The 15,522-nt window shown below is 56.2% G+C and carries 12 protein-coding genes and 1 tRNA gene; 4 read left to right on the top strand and 9 right to left on the bottom strand.

What is annotated here, in order from left to right; all coding sequences use genetic code 11:
- Nucleotides 1–16: 16 nt before the first annotated feature.
- The gene (locus tag Q4D85_RS12460; RefSeq protein WP_303200859.1) at nt 17–1,213 is read right to left on the bottom strand and encodes an Ig-like domain-containing protein; all 1,197 of its coding nucleotides are present in this window, start codon (nt 1,211–1,213) and stop codon (nt 17–19) included.
- Between the two features lie 397 nt (nt 1,214–1,610).
- On the opposite strand from Q4D85_RS12460, the gene Q4D85_RS12455 reads away from it, so the two are divergent.
- A tRNA-Lys gene (locus tag Q4D85_RS12455) sits at nt 1,611–1,683 on the top strand.
- A 154-nt stretch (nt 1,684–1,837) separates the two neighbouring features.
- Here the strand turns inward: Q4D85_RS12455 and Q4D85_RS12450 are convergent.
- A complete protein-coding gene (locus Q4D85_RS12450) occupies nt 1,838–2,767 on the bottom strand; it encodes a DUF3800 domain-containing protein (RefSeq protein ID WP_303200856.1) in 930 nt (309 codons plus the stop codon).
- 324 nt (nt 2,768–3,091) lie between these two features.
- Between Q4D85_RS12450 and Q4D85_RS12445 the strand changes: the two genes are divergently transcribed.
- Nucleotides 3,092–3,652 (top strand): nicotinamidase, encoded by a 561-nt coding sequence (locus Q4D85_RS12445; protein ID WP_303200853.1) that lies wholly within the window; start codon nt 3,092–3,094, stop codon nt 3,650–3,652.
- Between the two features lie 54 nt (nt 3,653–3,706).
- On the opposite strand, the gene Q4D85_RS12440 is transcribed toward Q4D85_RS12445, so the two are convergent.
- Nucleotides 3,707–3,982, bottom strand: a complete 276-nt coding sequence (locus Q4D85_RS12440; protein WP_303200852.1) for a DUF3618 domain-containing protein — start codon at nt 3,980–3,982, stop codon at nt 3,707–3,709.
- Nucleotides 3,983–4,078: 96 nt separating this feature from the next.
- Between Q4D85_RS12440 and bcp the strand changes: the two genes are divergently transcribed.
- Together bcp and Q4D85_RS12430 are read left to right on the top strand one after the other, a co-directional pair.
- On the top strand, nt 4,079–4,552 hold the full coding sequence (gene bcp / locus Q4D85_RS12435; protein ID WP_303200850.1) for a thioredoxin-dependent thiol peroxidase: 474 nt from the start codon (nt 4,079–4,081) through the stop codon (nt 4,550–4,552).
- Between the two features lie 14 nt (nt 4,553–4,566).
- Nucleotides 4,567–5,214: a TetR/AcrR family transcriptional regulator gene (locus tag Q4D85_RS12430; RefSeq protein ID WP_303200848.1), complete on the top strand. Its 648-nt coding sequence runs from the start codon at nt 4,567–4,569 to the stop codon at nt 5,212–5,214.
- Between the two features lie 203 nt (nt 5,215–5,417).
- On the opposite strand, the gene Q4D85_RS12425 is transcribed toward Q4D85_RS12430, so the two are convergent.
- The 6 genes from Q4D85_RS12425 to Q4D85_RS12400 all read right to left on the bottom strand — a co-directional run.
- Nucleotides 5,418–5,915, bottom strand: coding sequence for a DUF4411 family protein (locus Q4D85_RS12425; RefSeq protein ID WP_303200845.1), 498 nt, complete (start codon nt 5,913–5,915; stop codon nt 5,418–5,420).
- On the bottom strand, nt 5,915–7,054 hold the full coding sequence (locus tag Q4D85_RS12420; protein ID WP_303200843.1) for an ImmA/IrrE family metallo-endopeptidase: 1,140 nt from the start codon (nt 7,052–7,054) through the stop codon (nt 5,915–5,917). Before Q4D85_RS12420 ends, Q4D85_RS12425 begins: the two co-directional genes overlap by 1 nt.
- A gap of 347 nt (nt 7,055–7,401) precedes the next feature.
- Complete coding sequence (locus Q4D85_RS12415; protein WP_303200842.1) at nt 7,402–7,791, bottom strand: holo-ACP synthase; 390 nt, start codon at nt 7,789–7,791, stop codon at nt 7,402–7,404.
- Between the two features lie 5 nt (nt 7,792–7,796).
- Nucleotides 7,797–8,078 carry a hypothetical protein gene (locus Q4D85_RS12410; RefSeq protein ID WP_303200839.1) on the bottom strand — a complete coding sequence of 94 codons (282 nt, stop codon included), beginning with the start codon at nt 8,076–8,078 and terminating at the stop codon, nt 7,797–7,799.
- Between the two features lie 122 nt (nt 8,079–8,200).
- Nucleotides 8,201–8,464: a hypothetical protein gene (locus Q4D85_RS12405; RefSeq protein ID WP_303200838.1), complete on the bottom strand. Its 264-nt coding sequence runs from the start codon at nt 8,462–8,464 to the stop codon at nt 8,201–8,203.
- Between the two features lie 419 nt (nt 8,465–8,883).
- Nucleotides 8,884–15,522 (bottom strand): type I polyketide synthase (locus Q4D85_RS12400; RefSeq protein ID WP_303200836.1); only part of this gene is annotated, 6,639 nt, incomplete at its 5' end.

The raw sequence follows: 15,522 nt of genomic DNA, 5'->3' as shown, positions 1-15,522 counted from the left end.
ACGCATACTTAGGCCGTTATACGTCGTCGGCGTTGCCTTTCTTCCAGGTCGCCCAGTCGATATTCCAATCGCCCAACCCGTCATAGCCGCTGAGGGTCTCGCCGACGGTGTTTTTCACGACGACAATATCGCCACGTTTGACGAAGTTCTGGAACCAACCAGCATTCTCGGTACTAACGTTAACGCAGCCGTGCGACACGTTGGTATTGCCTTGCGCCCACACAGACCACGGCGCGGCGTGGACGAAAATGCCCGAATATGACATCTGGGTGGCGAAATCCACCGGGGTGCGGTAGCCACCGTTTTCCAATGCCAACCCGTAGCTTGTGGAGTCCATTACCAAGTTCGGGTATTCATCGCCAATGATGTACACACCATTTGGCGTCGGCCACTGCCCCGACCCCAGGGATACCGGCATGGACTTTACCTTGTCGCCGTTTTTATACACGGTCATGGTCTTGGTGTTGTCGTCGACCACTGCTTCGACATGATCGCCGATGGTAAATGATGCTTTATTGCCGTTAGCACCGTAAATCCCCTCGCCAACTTTCACGCCGTACAAGTCAGCATGCACGTCCACCTTGGTGCCTGACTTCCAGTATTCCTTCGGCCGCCACCGAACTTCCTGGCTGGAAATCCAGTAGAAAGCACCTTCCACTTTCGGCTCAGTGGTGATTTTGATGGCCTTTTCCACTGCCTTCCGGTTCCCCACCACCGTGTCGAAACGGACACCGATGGTTTGCCCCACCCCAACGGTGGAACCGTCCAACGGCGCCAACGAATTTTCCGCCAAAACGTTTGCGGTGATGGTTTGGAACTTTGTCGTTGTGGTTTTGCCGTTCTTATCGGTGGCCACCACACTATAAGAGCGGTTAAAACCTAGCGGCTCGTCACTCGTCCACGACATGGCATCCTTCGACAGCTTGGACTTAATCACCTTGCCGTCTTCGTTGGTCATTTCCACCGATTTCAAACCCTCACCGACAGATTTGACGGTCACCGGGTCTTTCGGATTAACACCGGTAGCGCCGTTTTTGACGCTTACCTCTGGCGGCATCGGCTTTGCCGCTGCTGAGGTGACCGGTGCGCTGGAAGGCACAACGCTTCCTTCCGCACCAACCTCGGAATTGATCGTGCACGCTCCAAGAAGCAATGCAGCGCTAGAAACGACTGAAACACACACATGCTTGACAGCCCTGTGCGATACTCCCATACTTTTCGTCTTTTCCTGTCTTGAACTTATGCAACCTGACTTGATTGGTTGATGAAACAACTAAGAGCTGACATCCAATCCTAAACAACACTTTTACATTGAGCCCTACTTATCAATGTTCCGTTGTCATATTGTTACCAGCGGAAACCTCAGTTCCAACCTCTCACTAAAACATCGATCTAAAATCATTGCACGTTAGCAGCAGTTGCACTACTTACCGGTTTTCGTTGCCCCCGCCCTAGCCCCGACAATCCCCGCAGTTGCACACCACGACTCCCCGCCCAGCAACCTTCACACAAAACACCCACTGAACTGGGGATTTTACTTTAATACACAACTACTGTTATTGTTTTCTTCGTTGCCGACAAGCACTGATGTGTTTGCATGAACAACATACGCGCCATTAGCTCAATTGGTAGAGCAACTGACTCTTAATCAGTGGGTTCGGGGTTCGAGTCCCTGATGGCGCACAATATGCCCCACTAATGAGCTTTAAAGCTGATTGGTGGGGTTTTGATTTATCTATTTTCTAGCGAAGCTTGGGATGAGAGCCACAATCAACCCAGTTATCTTTTTAGATCTCAACCACACACTTTGCAATATTCAGGTTAGCCAAACCCCACCTTACTTGTTCGTCGATTTCAGATTTGCTTGATATGTCGCTTTCCAAATCTGTTGGAGCTTAGCACTGTTAGCGGCATCTAAACGTCTACGTTCAAGGATTGGATCTATAACCGCCCGCCTAGTACGCAAAATTTCTGAATGGTGTAAATCATCAATTGGATGTTCATAGAGATGCAGTTTTGATTCATGCGTAAAATTCCCACGAACCTTGTTTAAGTCATTAACCTTGGTGAGCCATTCATATCTCGAGTGTTCGACCAGTTGATACTCAATTGCTCTTTTTACGAGTGCACATATCCAGTCGGCAAATTGAATATTCGCCGAAAGCTTGCTGTCGACATGCATCGGCGGCTCAATTATTCGCCGCATATCTTCATGTTTCGTGGCTCTACCCAAAATATGCGAATACATAATAGGCAGTCGCTGCTGACGAGATTTTTCATTTATTTGATCCATCAACACAAGTATCTGTTCAGATTGCTGATCCGCAAACCTAGCAAGCCGATTCAATGTCTCACGCATGCAAATTTCTTCACGCAGGCTATACTCTTCTTTTCCACAATTTGTTTCCTTTGGGGTTCCCAACGGCTTTTCTTCCGCGTAGTAGAATAACTGCCCCCGAAAATCCTTAACTAGTTTATGGACGAGTTTACAAAGTACACGCAAATTTTGAGGACGCTCTTCATTTACTTTTGCATACAGAAGATTGGCCCCCTTTTTCTCCCATCTTCCCGGATCAATGTCCTTGGGTATTTCAGAAGCAAACAGCGTTCTTTTGTTATGTTCAAAGCAAGCAGCGAATTCGCGCGCATATTTTTCTGAGATGATGAATCCGCCGTATCCAAATGCGGGGCTGTCACTATATCTTGGGTGGTTTAGATCCACGAAAGCTCCTGGCTGACCAATTTCATCTATGTATGCCAGAAGCATGCCCTTCCTCTTTTCATCTGTAACGCGAAAACCCACGAATTAACGTGGGTTTTGGAGTTGCTGCCCGGGTTATTCTTGCCATTTAATTGACTCAAACCTGGCTTACACGCCAAACAATACTAGAATTATCAAATCTTATTCAAGCTTCCTAAACGAACCATCCTAAAACTACTGGAAGAATACATTGTGCAGGGGCAAGGGCTGCCGCTTCCGCCTACCCCCACTCAACCTTATGTCTTCTCTAATCATTACGTAACCCCACCATCGCCACGCCGAAAATAATTGTCCTGCGCAAAACCTCCGAGGTGTTTAAACTGTGGTGCCATGAGAGCTCTCGTTATTGTGGATGTCCAAAATGATTTCTGCCCGGGCGGTTCCTTGGCCGTTACCGGCGGCGATGATGTAGCCGCAGCTATTGCGGAGCATGTGACTAAAAGCCAAGGGAAGTACCACAAGGTGGTTGCCACCAAGGATTGGCATATTGATCCGGGCGATCACTTCTCAGCCGAACCAGATTTCGTGGATTCCTGGCCGCCGCATTGCGTAGCCGATACGCCGGGCGCCGATTTCCATCCGGGCTTAGCGCCAGTCGCGGAGCAGTTCGATGCTGTGGTGTTTAAAGGCCAGCACTCAGCTGCGTATTCGGGGTTTGAGGGGGCGACGGAGTCGGGCGAGATGCTGGCCGACTATCTGCACCGAAACGACATCACCATCATTGATGTGTGCGGGATCGCCACCGATCACTGTGTGCGGGCGACCGTTCTGGATGCGCTGAAAAGCGGCTTTGAGGTGAAGGTTCTCACCGATCTTTGCGTCGGGGTGGGCGCTGAGAGCAGCGAAGCCGCTTTGCAGGAAATGGTGGGAAGCGGCTGTCAGTTAGCGTGAGTTTTTGCTTTTCGACGCGCCAACGCTGCGGCGTCGAAAAGCAAAAGTCTGCGCCTAGCGGGCGGCGAGGAGTTGCTGCAACTCTTTCAGGTCCTTGCGCCGTTTGCGGGAACGCAAAACTCCCACGGCGATGAGCCCAACCACAACGGTGCCAACCCCCATCACGATCTTTTGCACCTCTGGTTGCTTGAGCTTCGCTGCGAGGTTGGTTTTAGCATCGTCAACGATGTTTTGCGGCTTGGCACGGTCGGCGATCTCGTCCAGGGTTTTCGCCAGCTGGCGGCGAGTGCGCTCAATTTCGCGCTGGATGTCATCAATGTTGCGTGCCACGGAACACTCCCTAAAAGTTTTCAATGAGGTTTTGTTTTCCTCTAACACCTTAGTCGGAATCCGAGGAAAAATGGTTAAACAGGTAAAGTTGAGCGCATGACTGAAAACCTGCGTTTGGAAATCGGCACTCAAGCCCCAGATTTTACGTTAACCAACGACTCTGGCGGCACCACCAGCCTCAAGGACTACCGCGGTTCGCAGGTACTGGTGTATTTCTATCCGCGCGCCAACACCCCCGGCTGTACCAAAGAGGCGTGTGATTTCCGCGATTCGCTGGCGCAATTCAACGACCTTGGGATCGCCGTGGTGGGTATCTCCCCCGATTCCCCAGAAAAACTCAGCCAGTTCCGCGCAGATCATGAGCTTAATTTCCCGCTTCTTTCCGACCCGGACAAGGAAGTCATGAAAGCCTACGGCGCGTTCGGTGAGAAGAAAAACTACGGCAAGATCGTGGAAGGCGTTATTCGTTCCACATTCCTTATCGACGCCGACGGCACAATTGCCAACGCCATGTACAATGTCCGTGCCACCGGGCACGTGGCCCGCGTAATCAAGGAGCTAAGCGCTTAAAAACCATGACTCACATGCAGGAAGATTCCCCCGAGGCTGAGGTTATCCTTCAGCCTCGGCGTCGGCCTGCGCAGAAACGATCGCGGGAACGGTATTCCCGAATTCTCGCGGCAGCCCGTTCGGTGCTTGTCGACGCCGGTTTCGAGTCCTTTACTTTCGACGAAGTAGCCAAACGAGCCGAGGTCCCAATCGGCACCCTGTATCAGTTTTTCGCCAATAAATACGTGCTCATCTGCGAACTCGACCGAGAAGACACCGCCGCCACCGTGGCGGAATTAACACACTTCGCCCAACAAGTCCCCGCCCTGCAATGGCCCGACATTTTGGACGAAATGATCGACCACTTCGCCGACATGTGGCGGGCCGACCCCTCCCGGCGCGCCGTGTGGCACGCCGTGCAATCAACCCCGGCGACCCGGGCAACCGCCGCCGCCACCGAACAGCCCGTATTAGCGCTGCTTGCTGGGGTTTTGGAACCACTATCGCCCCATGCCGCCGAGTCGGAGCGGCGCAACATGGCGGGGTTATTGGTCCACACATTGGTGTCGCTGCTGAATTACGCGGTGGGAATTACCGACGCTTCGGAAGAAGCCTTCGCAGGAACCGTTGCTGAGATCAAACGGATGCTGGTGGCGTACCTGTTTGCGGTGGCAACGGATTAATCTTGACTTGTCGAACCTGCCTTACGACGAATTAGTGAGGGAAACTCACCTCAACAAAACCAAGCTCACAGTTCACCGCATCAAGCACTCGCCTACCCCTCCCCCGAATAGCGCAAGCCTGGTTCCACTTATCACGCGAGAGTAGCTCAAGCTTTTCATCCACAAGGCTTAAATACGTGTGGAAGAGTTAGGGACAAGACAAACTATAGCTTTCTTTTACAGGCTCGAAACATTTCGATGGGGCTCATACATGCAACGTTGAACTCAGCTGCGACCTCGGGAATCTTGACTTTCCTGGTGTTCGGATCACTAGTTGCTTTCTCATACGTCACAATTTTTGCTCCCTTGGATATAGCAGCGGCGATAATTCTCGGATCAGCGCCTGCTAGGAATTTTTCTCGGCTGTGGATTCTATATTCGGGCTTTCTTTGATTCGTGACCCACTCGGTTACTTTGGCCAGATTCAATATCTGATCTAGGTCTTCTTCAAGCACATGATCATGGGTTACAACATTGTCTTTTACCCATTGGAAAAGCCACTTTTGTTGATAAGCAATCAGTTCGTCGTAAACAGATTGCGGGATCTTGGCTTCACCGGAATTTAGGAGATCTAAAATTTGCAACCAGAAACTGGGAACAACGTCTTCGGGATAGTGAGTATCTGCTGCTGTCATGAGCACATTCGCGTCTATCAGATACATTAGGCAGCAGCCTTTCTCACAGAATCCAAGAGACTACGAGCAGCCCCTTCCTTATTCACGCCTAGGTAGTACATGGCATCCCTCAGTGACAGAAGATCCGTCCCGACAGCATCAGCAGCAGCTGAAAGGAACCGCTCACCGATTCTGGGACGCATATTGTTGATCCCGTTTCCCCCATCTGGCTTTTTGATGGGGCCAGAATAACTACATTCCTCGATAAGCTCGTGAGCATCTTCTCGGTTGATTAGCCCGAGGTCGACCCCACGCCACACTGCGGCCGCAGGACTTACCCCAAGCCTGTGCACAATCGTGGCAATTGCATCCGCTTCATTAGGGAATTCTCTCCACATTTGTCGGAAGTAACTGGCTGGGATCAAAAACTCCGCCGCAAAACGATTGCACCATCGTTCAATGTCGGGTGCCCCATCTATTTCTTCCCCAGATATGCCAGGTTCCCCTAGCAGCACATGACCAAGCTCATGAGCCAGGCTGAACAGCTGAGCACTTTTCGTGTCCTTCGCGTTGACAAAAATTAGCGAGAACCCGCGATCTACGAGGGTAAAGCCTCGAAATTCCTCCGGATCAAGCGGGCGGTGGGTGTTATTACGAACCACAGAGCTTCGCATGACAAGCACGCCTGTGTTCTCAATGAACCGCGAAAGTTGTGTCACAGCTTTGTCACCCAAAGCATAGTGCCCTGGTTCCCATCCCATTCGGTCTCGAACCTCTCGGGCTGCTTGTTCTGGGTTTGATTCTAGGGTGTACGTTGGAAGAGTTTCTTCCTGATGAATATCAAATTCTTGGACGTACTCCACATACCAATCAAGTCGACCACGGCAATCTTCAATAACTTGCTTGAGGTCGGCACTTGGGTTCTTAACCCCTACACTTCCTACGGTGCGAAAATCTGGAAGATCAACTTCTTCTTCAATCGGTTGCTCAAGAAGCAAGTAGGGAAAAAGAGTATGTGCTTTATCTGCCAGCGCTTTTGCTTGACGAAGCGTGGGCTGTTGGGAGCCATCAAGCCACGACGTGATCTTCTTGAAGTCTGGCAGCTGAGAAAGCTCAGAAATGGGCATGCCAGTTTTGCCGATTGCCCATTCAAGGACTTGTCGTTTGATCGGTACTCGAATGCTCACTGCTCACCTCCGTTGCCAGAAACATAACCTTAGGTTTTGTTTCTGATTCTAGTATCCATGATTGCAGCGGAGTGTTTGAAAGATTACGCTTTTCCAATTTTGCTAAAGCGAAAACGTACCGTCACAACCCCACCTACGCACTTCGCAGCTACAACGCCGAAGTCTCATTTTTTAGACAAAGCAATTCCCCCGTACACGCGAAGATTTAGGCGCAAAAGCTACGGCTACCGACAGCAGCCATGCTTGACTTACGACGAATTGGAGGAAAACTCGCCCCAACAATACCAAGACCAAAGGGCAACGGATTTAAGCACCCACCACGCCCTCCCCGAAAGGCGCAAGCCTTGCTACAACACACAAATTGCGGTGGCGTAGTCGCCATCGTGGCTAATGCTCACCGTGATGACATCGGCAGTGACGTGGCTAGCTAGTTTCCCGGTGAGCACTATTTGGGTTCTCCCCCACCGATCCGGGGTTACTTGAATCTCCGCCCAATTGACCTCCTCCGGGCTGATTACCGGCGGTGCTCCATAGCGGGATTGCCCCCAGGCCTTGATAAAGGCCTCCTTTGCCGCCCACCGCCCAGCGAGGTGTTCCGCCCGGCGGGGCTTGGTGGCTGCGATGCGTAGCTCCAACGGGCTGAACACAGACTCGAATCTGCTTCCGGGTTGCGCCAATTGCTCCGCGAAGCTGGGAATATGCACCAAGTCGATGCCAACGAACGGGGTGGGGCTCATGGTGGCTATTCTTCCACAACCGTGGTGTTGGGGTTTCCCACAACGGGTTTCGCGAGCACATTAACTAATTGCTGTGCCAATTCGCGATGAGATCGATCAAAGTACAACACACTGGGCCCGCTGTAAATATCATCGACGAGGGTAAACTCACAGCCTTCGTAGGTGATGAACCACAGGTCGGCGTTTGGCGCGACCCCGAACCGCGGATTGAGGGTGGCTAAAGCCACAGGGTCGAATGCCTCGAATTCGATTTCCCATAGGTCATGGCCCAGGTTGAACGGCTGCATTATGCTAACTCCTTGATGAACAAATACGAGGCACAGCTACAGAATTACGAAATGGTGCGAACGCTCTCCACCCTGCTGGAATACATAAGCGGCACCCGGCTTGCATAATTTTAGTACCCCTTTTATTGCTGGTTTCCCGCAGTTGGTTTCGTAAGCATGTTAACCAATTGCTGTGCCAGCTTATAGTGCGACCAGTCGAAAAAACGCACACAAGGCCCGTAATCGAGATCGTTAACGAAAACAAACTCACAGCCTTCGTAGGTGATGAACCACAGGTCAGCATTTGGCGCGAGTTCACAACGCGGATTCAGGGTGGCTAAAGCCGCAGGATTGAATGCCTCGAATTCGATTTCCCACAGGTTATGCCTCAGTTTGAACGGCTGCATTATGCTTAACTCCTTGATGAACAATTATGAGGCACAGCTGCGGGATTTCGAAACGCTGCGCACAATCCCCACCCCGCTGGTGTAGGTTGTGCTGGACTCAGAGGAGTGCATTTCCCAGCCGCCTGATTTTTTCGTTTTGGAGATGCTGCGACGGTCAGCTGCGATTGGCCGGAACTATCCGATGCGGAATTAAAAGAATGCCTATCATTGGCCTTCGAGCTGTGGGTGGATTGCCGGTGGAGAGAAACCGATGGTTGCAGATACTTCGACTGGGTTTATTGCATGGATTTCTCTTCCAGAAACCTGTTGTGATGCTTGTCAACGCCCCAAGGCGCACGTTGGGAACAGGTGTAAAAAAGCTGATGGTTGCCCACTACTTATTCGGAAGTGGGAAACCATCAGCTTAGTCTTTGGCTTAACTACTTGACGACGGTGAGGACGCCGTCGACAAGCCGAGTGTTGTCGCTGAGCAGGATCGCAATTTCACGTTCCTTCGCGGCATTACCCGTAGCGCCTAGGTTGCGGTCGACAGGGCGCTCGAACAGCGGCTTACCGCCGTGCATACCAGCAACGATGGTGCGCAAGCCTGCGGCTTCACGTTCAGCAGCCTTATCCGCCCACTCGGCAGCAGCGGCTGCACCATCTGCCGCCCGGATTGCCTCCTTGAAGGCAGCCGGGTGAACGATGGCCACCAGGGCGGAGACGTGGCCGAAGCCAAGGGACGTGACCAGACCAGCCTTCGGTGCCTGCGCCGACAGGTCCAGCGGGCGACGCAGCCACACCAGGTGCTCATGCTGCGCCAGCACCGGGTCCACACAGTCAAGGGACATATTCGCCGGAACCATGCCGGAACGCAGAACCTGGGTCAGGCCGATCAGCTGGAAGGCAGCGGCACCGCCCTTCGCGTGACCAGTCAGGGTCTTCTGCGAGATCACATACAGCGGGTTACCGGAGCTGCGGCCGATTGCAGCGGAAATGCGCTCATGCAGATCCGATTCGTTCGGGTCGTTCGCCGTGGTAGACGTGTCGTGCTTGGAAACAATCTTGATGTCGTCAGCAACAACACCCACTTCGGCCAATTGCTTCGCCAACCGGGACTCGGTACCACCGCGGGCGGAACCCAATGCACCCAAACCAGGGGCCGGGATGGAGGTATGTGCACCGTCCGCGAAGGATTCCGCGAAGCCAATCACACCAAGTACAGGCAAGCCCATTTCCTTAGCGAAGCTACCGCGAGCCAGCAGCACGGTGCCACCACCGGCGGATTCGACGAAGCCGCCGCGACGCCGGTCGTTGGCGCGTGAGAAGTAGCGCTCCTCAATGCCCTTGGCTGCCATTTCACCGGAGTCAGCCGTGGCCGCCATGTCACCGAAGCCAGTGATGCCTTCGATGGACAGATCGTCGAAACCGCCGGCGACCACGAAGTCAGACTTGCCCAGCTTGATCTTGTCAAAGCCTTCTTCCACCGAAACAGCGGCAGTAGCACAGGCGGCGACTGGGTGGATCATCTGGCCGTAGCCGCCCACATAGGACTGCATGACGTGGGCTGCCATGACGTTCGGCAGGGCTTCCTGCAGAATATCGTTCTGGCGCGGCTCAGCCATGAGACCATCGAGGTACAGCGACCGCATGGACTGCATGCCACCCAGGCCGGTGCCCTGGGTAGAGGACACGCGCGCTGGGTGGATTGCTGCGAGCAATTCCGCCGGGCTGAACCCGGAAGCCAGGAACGCATCGATGGTGGCGACCAGGTTCCACAGCGCCACCCGGTCGAGGTTATCGACCATGTCGGCGGGGATTCCGTAGACCGAAGGATCGAATCCTTCTGGGATCTGGCCACCGACGAACCGGCTCATCGCCATTCGACGTGGCACCCGCACCACCGATCCGGCCTTGCGGGTGATAACCCATTCGCCGGAATCCTCATCGAATGCCGCGGTGGTCAGTTCCGGATCGGATTCCACGAAGGTCCGCGCGGCAGCCTTATCGGCGATATTGAAGGTGAGGTCGTGATCCAGGTACACCTGGGTCAGTTCCGGAGCCAGGTTATCGACCATGCCGAAGTCGTCGTGGAAGCGGCGCACGCCCACCCGACCGAGCACTTCGTCGTGGAAGCGGTCGAAGATTTCGGTCTCAGCGACTGGGTCGTCGTTCTGGTCGTACCAGCCTGGGGTTGGGTCGGTATCCCAGTGGATAAGACCCATGCTCCACGCCAGTTCGGTAACACCAGCGGCGGTGAGGCTGCCGCTTAATTCCGCGTCGAAGCGGGTACGGGCAGAACCCCACGGGCCGACCTCACCGGCACCAACGATGACAACCATATCGTCCAGGTCTTGGGTAACCTGGCCGGCGAAGTCCGGGGTGGTCTCGGCAACCGGGCGGTATGGGGTTGGCAGTGCCTCGATCGTGTCGGTTTCTTCGGTTTCCGGTGTCGCAGCGCTGTGCTCCAATTGCCGTGCCAAACCAGGCAGGTCGATGTCGGTTTCACCCAATCCACCTGTGACGTCTACTGTCACTGGCGACTGCGCAGCGGTTGCCCGAACGTCGGTGGCGATCTGGGCGACCAAAAGATCTGCCATTTCCTCGGTGGAATAGGTGGTCACACCAGCAGCTTCAACAGCCTCAACAAGTGGGTCGTTTCCGCCCATCAGGCCGGTACCACGGACCCAACCGATCAGCATGTGCACCAGCGAGGTGTGTGGTTGCCATGCGGGTTCAGCATTCCACCGGGTAACCAGGGCGTCGAGTGCTGCCTTGGATTCACCGTATGCGCCGTCGCCACCGAAGCGACCACGGTTCGGCGAGCCGGGCAGCACCACGTGCAGCCTGCGCCCGACATGAGTATCGGTGCCGATGGTGGACAAGCCCGCGATCAAACGTTCCACCGACCACAGCAGCAGACGCATCTGCATCTCGGCGACCGGGCCTGCGTCGGCAAGCGAACCGGAGACGCGCGGTGCGGCAAACGGGAACAGCAGGGTTGGCTTGAGCGCCGGTTTGACTAGCTTGGACGCGCCGTTGACGGTGGCGGTCTGCGCGGAACCAACCCACGCAATCAGATCGTCTAGGTCACTGAAGCTGGACAGGTTGGCAGGGACCACCCACAGCGCCGCAGTTCCGCGTGCCGATTCCGCGTACAGCTTCTTGTAGTAGCCCAACCGGTCGTGGCTTAACGACGACGTGGTGGCGATCACCGTCGCCCCACCGGCCAAGAGCCGCTTGACCACACTGGCGGCGATGGAATTCGGGGACGCACCGGTAACAACCGCCACGTCATCGGCGAATTCCAGGGCACGCTCATCACGTGCTTGAGCGGCGAGTTCGGTCAGACCGAAGTACTCCGCCTGGCGGGCAACCTGCTCACCAGCACCGGTCACGTCGATTGCGTCAGGGGCGATCTCACCCACAGCGACCCGCGTAACGTCTTCACGCGCGCTGGCCCAGCGGTCGTCGATAAGCACCGCAAGATTCTCATCGAACCGTGGTTTGATCTGCCGTGGCCAGTCGGAACCCAATTCCCGGGATACGAGCTCAAACAGGGCGGCGTCTGCGTCGGCGTCATCCAGTGACAGGGTCTTGGACGGTTCCGCGTCCAAGCCCAAGTTGCTCAAGATGGTGCGGGCGGCTGCGGCAAGCACACCAGCTTTACCGGTGACCTGCTCGGCGAATTCGCCCAGAGCTGCGGAATCAACAACTCCGCCGCCAGCGCCGCCACCGGCACCTGGCATAGCAACGGCAACACCCTGCTCAGCCGCGACAGCCTGCACCGCCGCGTCGATCAACTGGTCGAGCTCACCGGCGTTGCTTGGTGCGGCAGGGCTCAGTGTTGCCAAGTCGCCGCCACGCAGCGACGCACCTTCACGGGCGCCGATGACCACCTGGGCGACCACATGGTCTGCCCAGCCTTGACCCAATCCCCACACACCGGTGACCCGTTCGGAAATGTAGTTTGCGCGTTTACCGGTTGGGCCCGTCAGGCGGCGTAGGGCATCGCCCACGGCTTCAGACAGAACCGGGCCGAAGGCGGAATAGCCCTTTGCCATGCGGGTGACAGTGCCGTACAGGTCATTAAGCTCCGCATCCGCAGCGCCGTCGATAGCGCCTAGCCCAAATTCCACGCCCAAGTCCAACAGCAATTGGTTACGGCGGGAGGAAACGCCCTCCACCAGGGTTTCGATCGAATCCGAGGCACCCATCTGATCCGGGCGCACCTTCGTCCACAGCGCGATAAGCATAGCGGTGGCATCAGCTGGGCTAAACGAAATGTCGCTTGGCGTACCAGCCGCAACCGGAGCGGCGGGCGCTGGGGCAGCTGCTGGTGCTTCCGCCGGGGCTGGTTCCGCAGCGGCAGGTGCTGCTGCGGGTGCGGCGGCGGTTTCGGTTTCTGTGCTTTCTGCTGGCTCGGCTTCTGCCACTTCGCGCACGATTTCGTCGGAGGCGAATACCACGCCCCGGTCGCGTTCGACGTTGAGGATCTCCACCTGCGTACCCGCGTACTGCGGCAGGGCTGCGGTCTGAGCCATCATATTCGCCAGGGTTGGGGCGGAACCGACACCAACTTCCACGAACCGTTCGGCACCTAACCCACCGTTTTCGACGGAGCGCAACAGCAAGTCCTGCGTTTCGATCCACCGCACCGGCGAAGCGAATTGCCAGGCTAGAAGCTCCACCAACAAGGTACGCGCCAGGCGCTTCGGGCTGCGCACTTCAACATCGAAATCAGCCAGGATGCCCTTGATGATCGGCGCATCCACCACATCCAGAATGGACTCGACAAAGTCGCGGGTCAGCCCAAACGGACGGGCAACCAGGTTTGGAATATAGCGGCCGACCAGGATGTCCAGTTCCACCTCGGCAGGCAGCAAATCGTCCAAGGTGGCGCGGAATGCGTCCACCCCACCAAGCAGGTGGCTGGAGTGGAACGGCACGTCGATGCCTGGGATCAGAATGAATGCCCGCTGACCCGGCGCGGCCTCCTCGCAGGCAGCTTCGAGTGCCTTGAGTCCCTTGAAGGTACCGGCCACCGCGTATTGCATACCGGCGAGGTTGTAGTTGACGATCTCGAGGAACTCGCCCGACTTGCGTGCAATATCGGCCACGAAATCAAAGACGTTTTCGGCGGTCAATCCCATCTTGTGGGGGCGAAGGGCCGCCAGACCGTAATTGGAATTGCCCTCAGCGTCGCGTTCAACCAACCGGTGCATGGTCAGGCCACGCTGGTAGACGATTTCCACGACGTTTTCAAGGGACAGCACATCTGCATAGGCGGCCAGGGCGTTGTATTCGCCCACCGAATGTCCAGCGAAGAACGCCCGCTGGTTGAGAACATTGGCTTCCCGCATCTCAGCGATCTGCGCCACACCCAAACATGCCATCGCAACCTGGGTGAATTGGGTGAGGAACAGCACGCCCTTCGGGTGGGTGAATGTTTCGCCCGCGACAACCACCTCGGTTGGGTTGTTCTGAACGATCTCCAGCACCGAGAAGCCCAGCTTGCTGCGGGTGTGCTTATCGGCACGATCCCACACTTCACGTGCGGCCGCCGACTTGGAACGTGATTCCATGCCCATGCCTTGTGACTGAATGCCCTGGCCGGGGAATGCGTAGAACGTTTCCGGCGCGACCATTGTGGCGGTGGCGGTCAAAACCACTTGCCCATCAACGGTGGCGGTTACTTCGCGCACTTCGCCGCGGCCGGGGCGGGTGTCGATTCCGGTCCGCTCAACCACAAATTCGACCTCAGCGCCCGGCAGGATAGGTGCCAGCATGGTCGCGGTGTATTCCGCCACCTTCGTCGGGGTGGTGGTCACGGATTCATCCGAATAACCACCGGCGGCCAACAACTCCGCGATGGCGGAGGTCCACATGCCGTGCACGATCACACCATCCTTGAGCCCAGCCAATGCCGCAGCGGTATCGGAGACGTGGATCGGATTGCGGTCGCCGGAAACCACGGCGAAGGAATGCATCGACTCCGGCGCGGTGACCTTGGCATACGCCCGGAAGGAACGCGGCGCATGCTCGTGGGTGGGCAGCACGGAGGTGTTCGTGCGGGCGGTGGCGTTGCCGCGCCGACCGCGAATCGCCATCCGCTCAGACAGCTTTGCAAGCGGGGCACCGTCGGCGGTGATCTCGGCGCGGATCAAGACGATGCGGCCGATTTCGGTGTCGGCGACTTCCTCCGCCTGTGCGGTAATCTCCAAATCGATAACCTCACCCGGTTGCGGATTCGGAACCTCGCCGATCATGGTGATGTGGTGCTCCAGGTGCACCAGGCTTAGCATGCCTTCGACCACGGAGGCGGAATCGGTACCCGGAATGACTGCGGATTGCACCGCGGCGAAAATCGCAGGCCAGGAACGTCCCACCAAAACATCAGGGGCGGTGCCAGCCGGAACGATGCTGCCGGGCAAGTGACCGGCGGTGACATTGACGTAATCGGCGATATCCTCAGCCGACAGGGTGGTCTTCCACCGGGCCACGCCGGAGGTATTCTCACCGATCTGCCCACCAGCGGCAATCGTCGCCAAGCTCGTCATCGCCGCCTCGGCGTCGGCCCGCGTCACCTGCGGAACCGCGTTAGCTGGGGCATCCTTCGGCAGCGTCAACCGAATATTCAAATCCGCAGTGGTGCCAAATGCGGTGGAACCAGCCAACGGAACCGTCAACACCACATGCTCATCGTCTTCGGGCACCAAGGTGGCACCGGTTGGGGCATGAGTGGCCTGCTTACGGCCGTTGACCTCACCGAATTCCCACGCATCGACGTCACCCAGGCGGGCAATAAGCGAGGTCTGGTGACGGCCCGCCCAGTACGTACCGGAAGCGTTGATAACACGCTTGCCCGGGCACTGCTGCGCTTCCGCGACCTCCGCGCCCTCCTTCTCCAATTGGGCAATCGTGGCAGCGTTAAAGCGCTCCAACAGCTCAGCCACCGGCTCATTTGCCTTGGTGATACCCGCAACAGCCGCGATACCTGGGATGATCGCCACCTGGTCGGCGTCGTAACGCTCATCGTGCGACTGCCACAGCGAATCGGAACGCCACCAGCGGCGCAC

The sequence above is a fragment of the Corynebacterium sp. genome (genome assembly GCF_030532965.1).
Lineage (GTDB): Bacteria > Actinomycetota > Actinomycetes > Mycobacteriales > Mycobacteriaceae > Corynebacterium.
The sequence above is the reverse complement of the archived record's forward strand: the minus strand, read 5'-3'. Positions and strand labels throughout refer to the sequence as shown.

What these genes read in the sequence shown, in the direction of transcription:
- Q4D85_RS12460 (WP_303200859.1), bottom strand. Translation starts at nt 1,213, where the DNA reads ATGGGAGTATCGCACAGGGCTGTCAAGCATGTGTGTGTTTCAGTCGTT.
- Q4D85_RS12450 (WP_303200856.1), bottom strand. Translation starts at nt 2,767, where the DNA reads ATGCTTCTGGCATACATAGATGAAATTGGTCAGCCAGGAGCTTTCGTG.
- Q4D85_RS12445 (WP_303200853.1), top strand. Translation starts at nt 3,092, where the DNA reads ATGAGAGCTCTCGTTATTGTGGATGTCCAAAATGATTTCTGCCCGGGC.
- bcp (WP_303200850.1), top strand. Translation starts at nt 4,079, where the DNA reads ATGACTGAAAACCTGCGTTTGGAAATCGGCACTCAAGCCCCAGATTTT.
- Q4D85_RS12430 (WP_303200848.1), top strand. Translation starts at nt 4,567, where the DNA reads ATGCAGGAAGATTCCCCCGAGGCTGAGGTTATCCTTCAGCCTCGGCGT.
- Q4D85_RS12425 (WP_303200845.1), bottom strand. Translation starts at nt 5,915, where the DNA reads ATGTATCTGATAGACGCGAATGTGCTCATGACAGCAGCAGATACTCAC.
- Q4D85_RS12415 (WP_303200842.1), bottom strand. Translation starts at nt 7,791, where the DNA reads ATGAGCCCCACCCCGTTCGTTGGCATCGACTTGGTGCATATTCCCAGC.
- Q4D85_RS12410 (WP_303200839.1), bottom strand. Translation starts at nt 8,078, where the DNA reads ATGCAGCCGTTCAACCTGGGCCATGACCTATGGGAAATCGAATTCGAG.
- Q4D85_RS12405 (WP_303200838.1), bottom strand. Translation starts at nt 8,464, where the DNA reads ATGCAGCCGTTCAAACTGAGGCATAACCTGTGGGAAATCGAATTCGAG.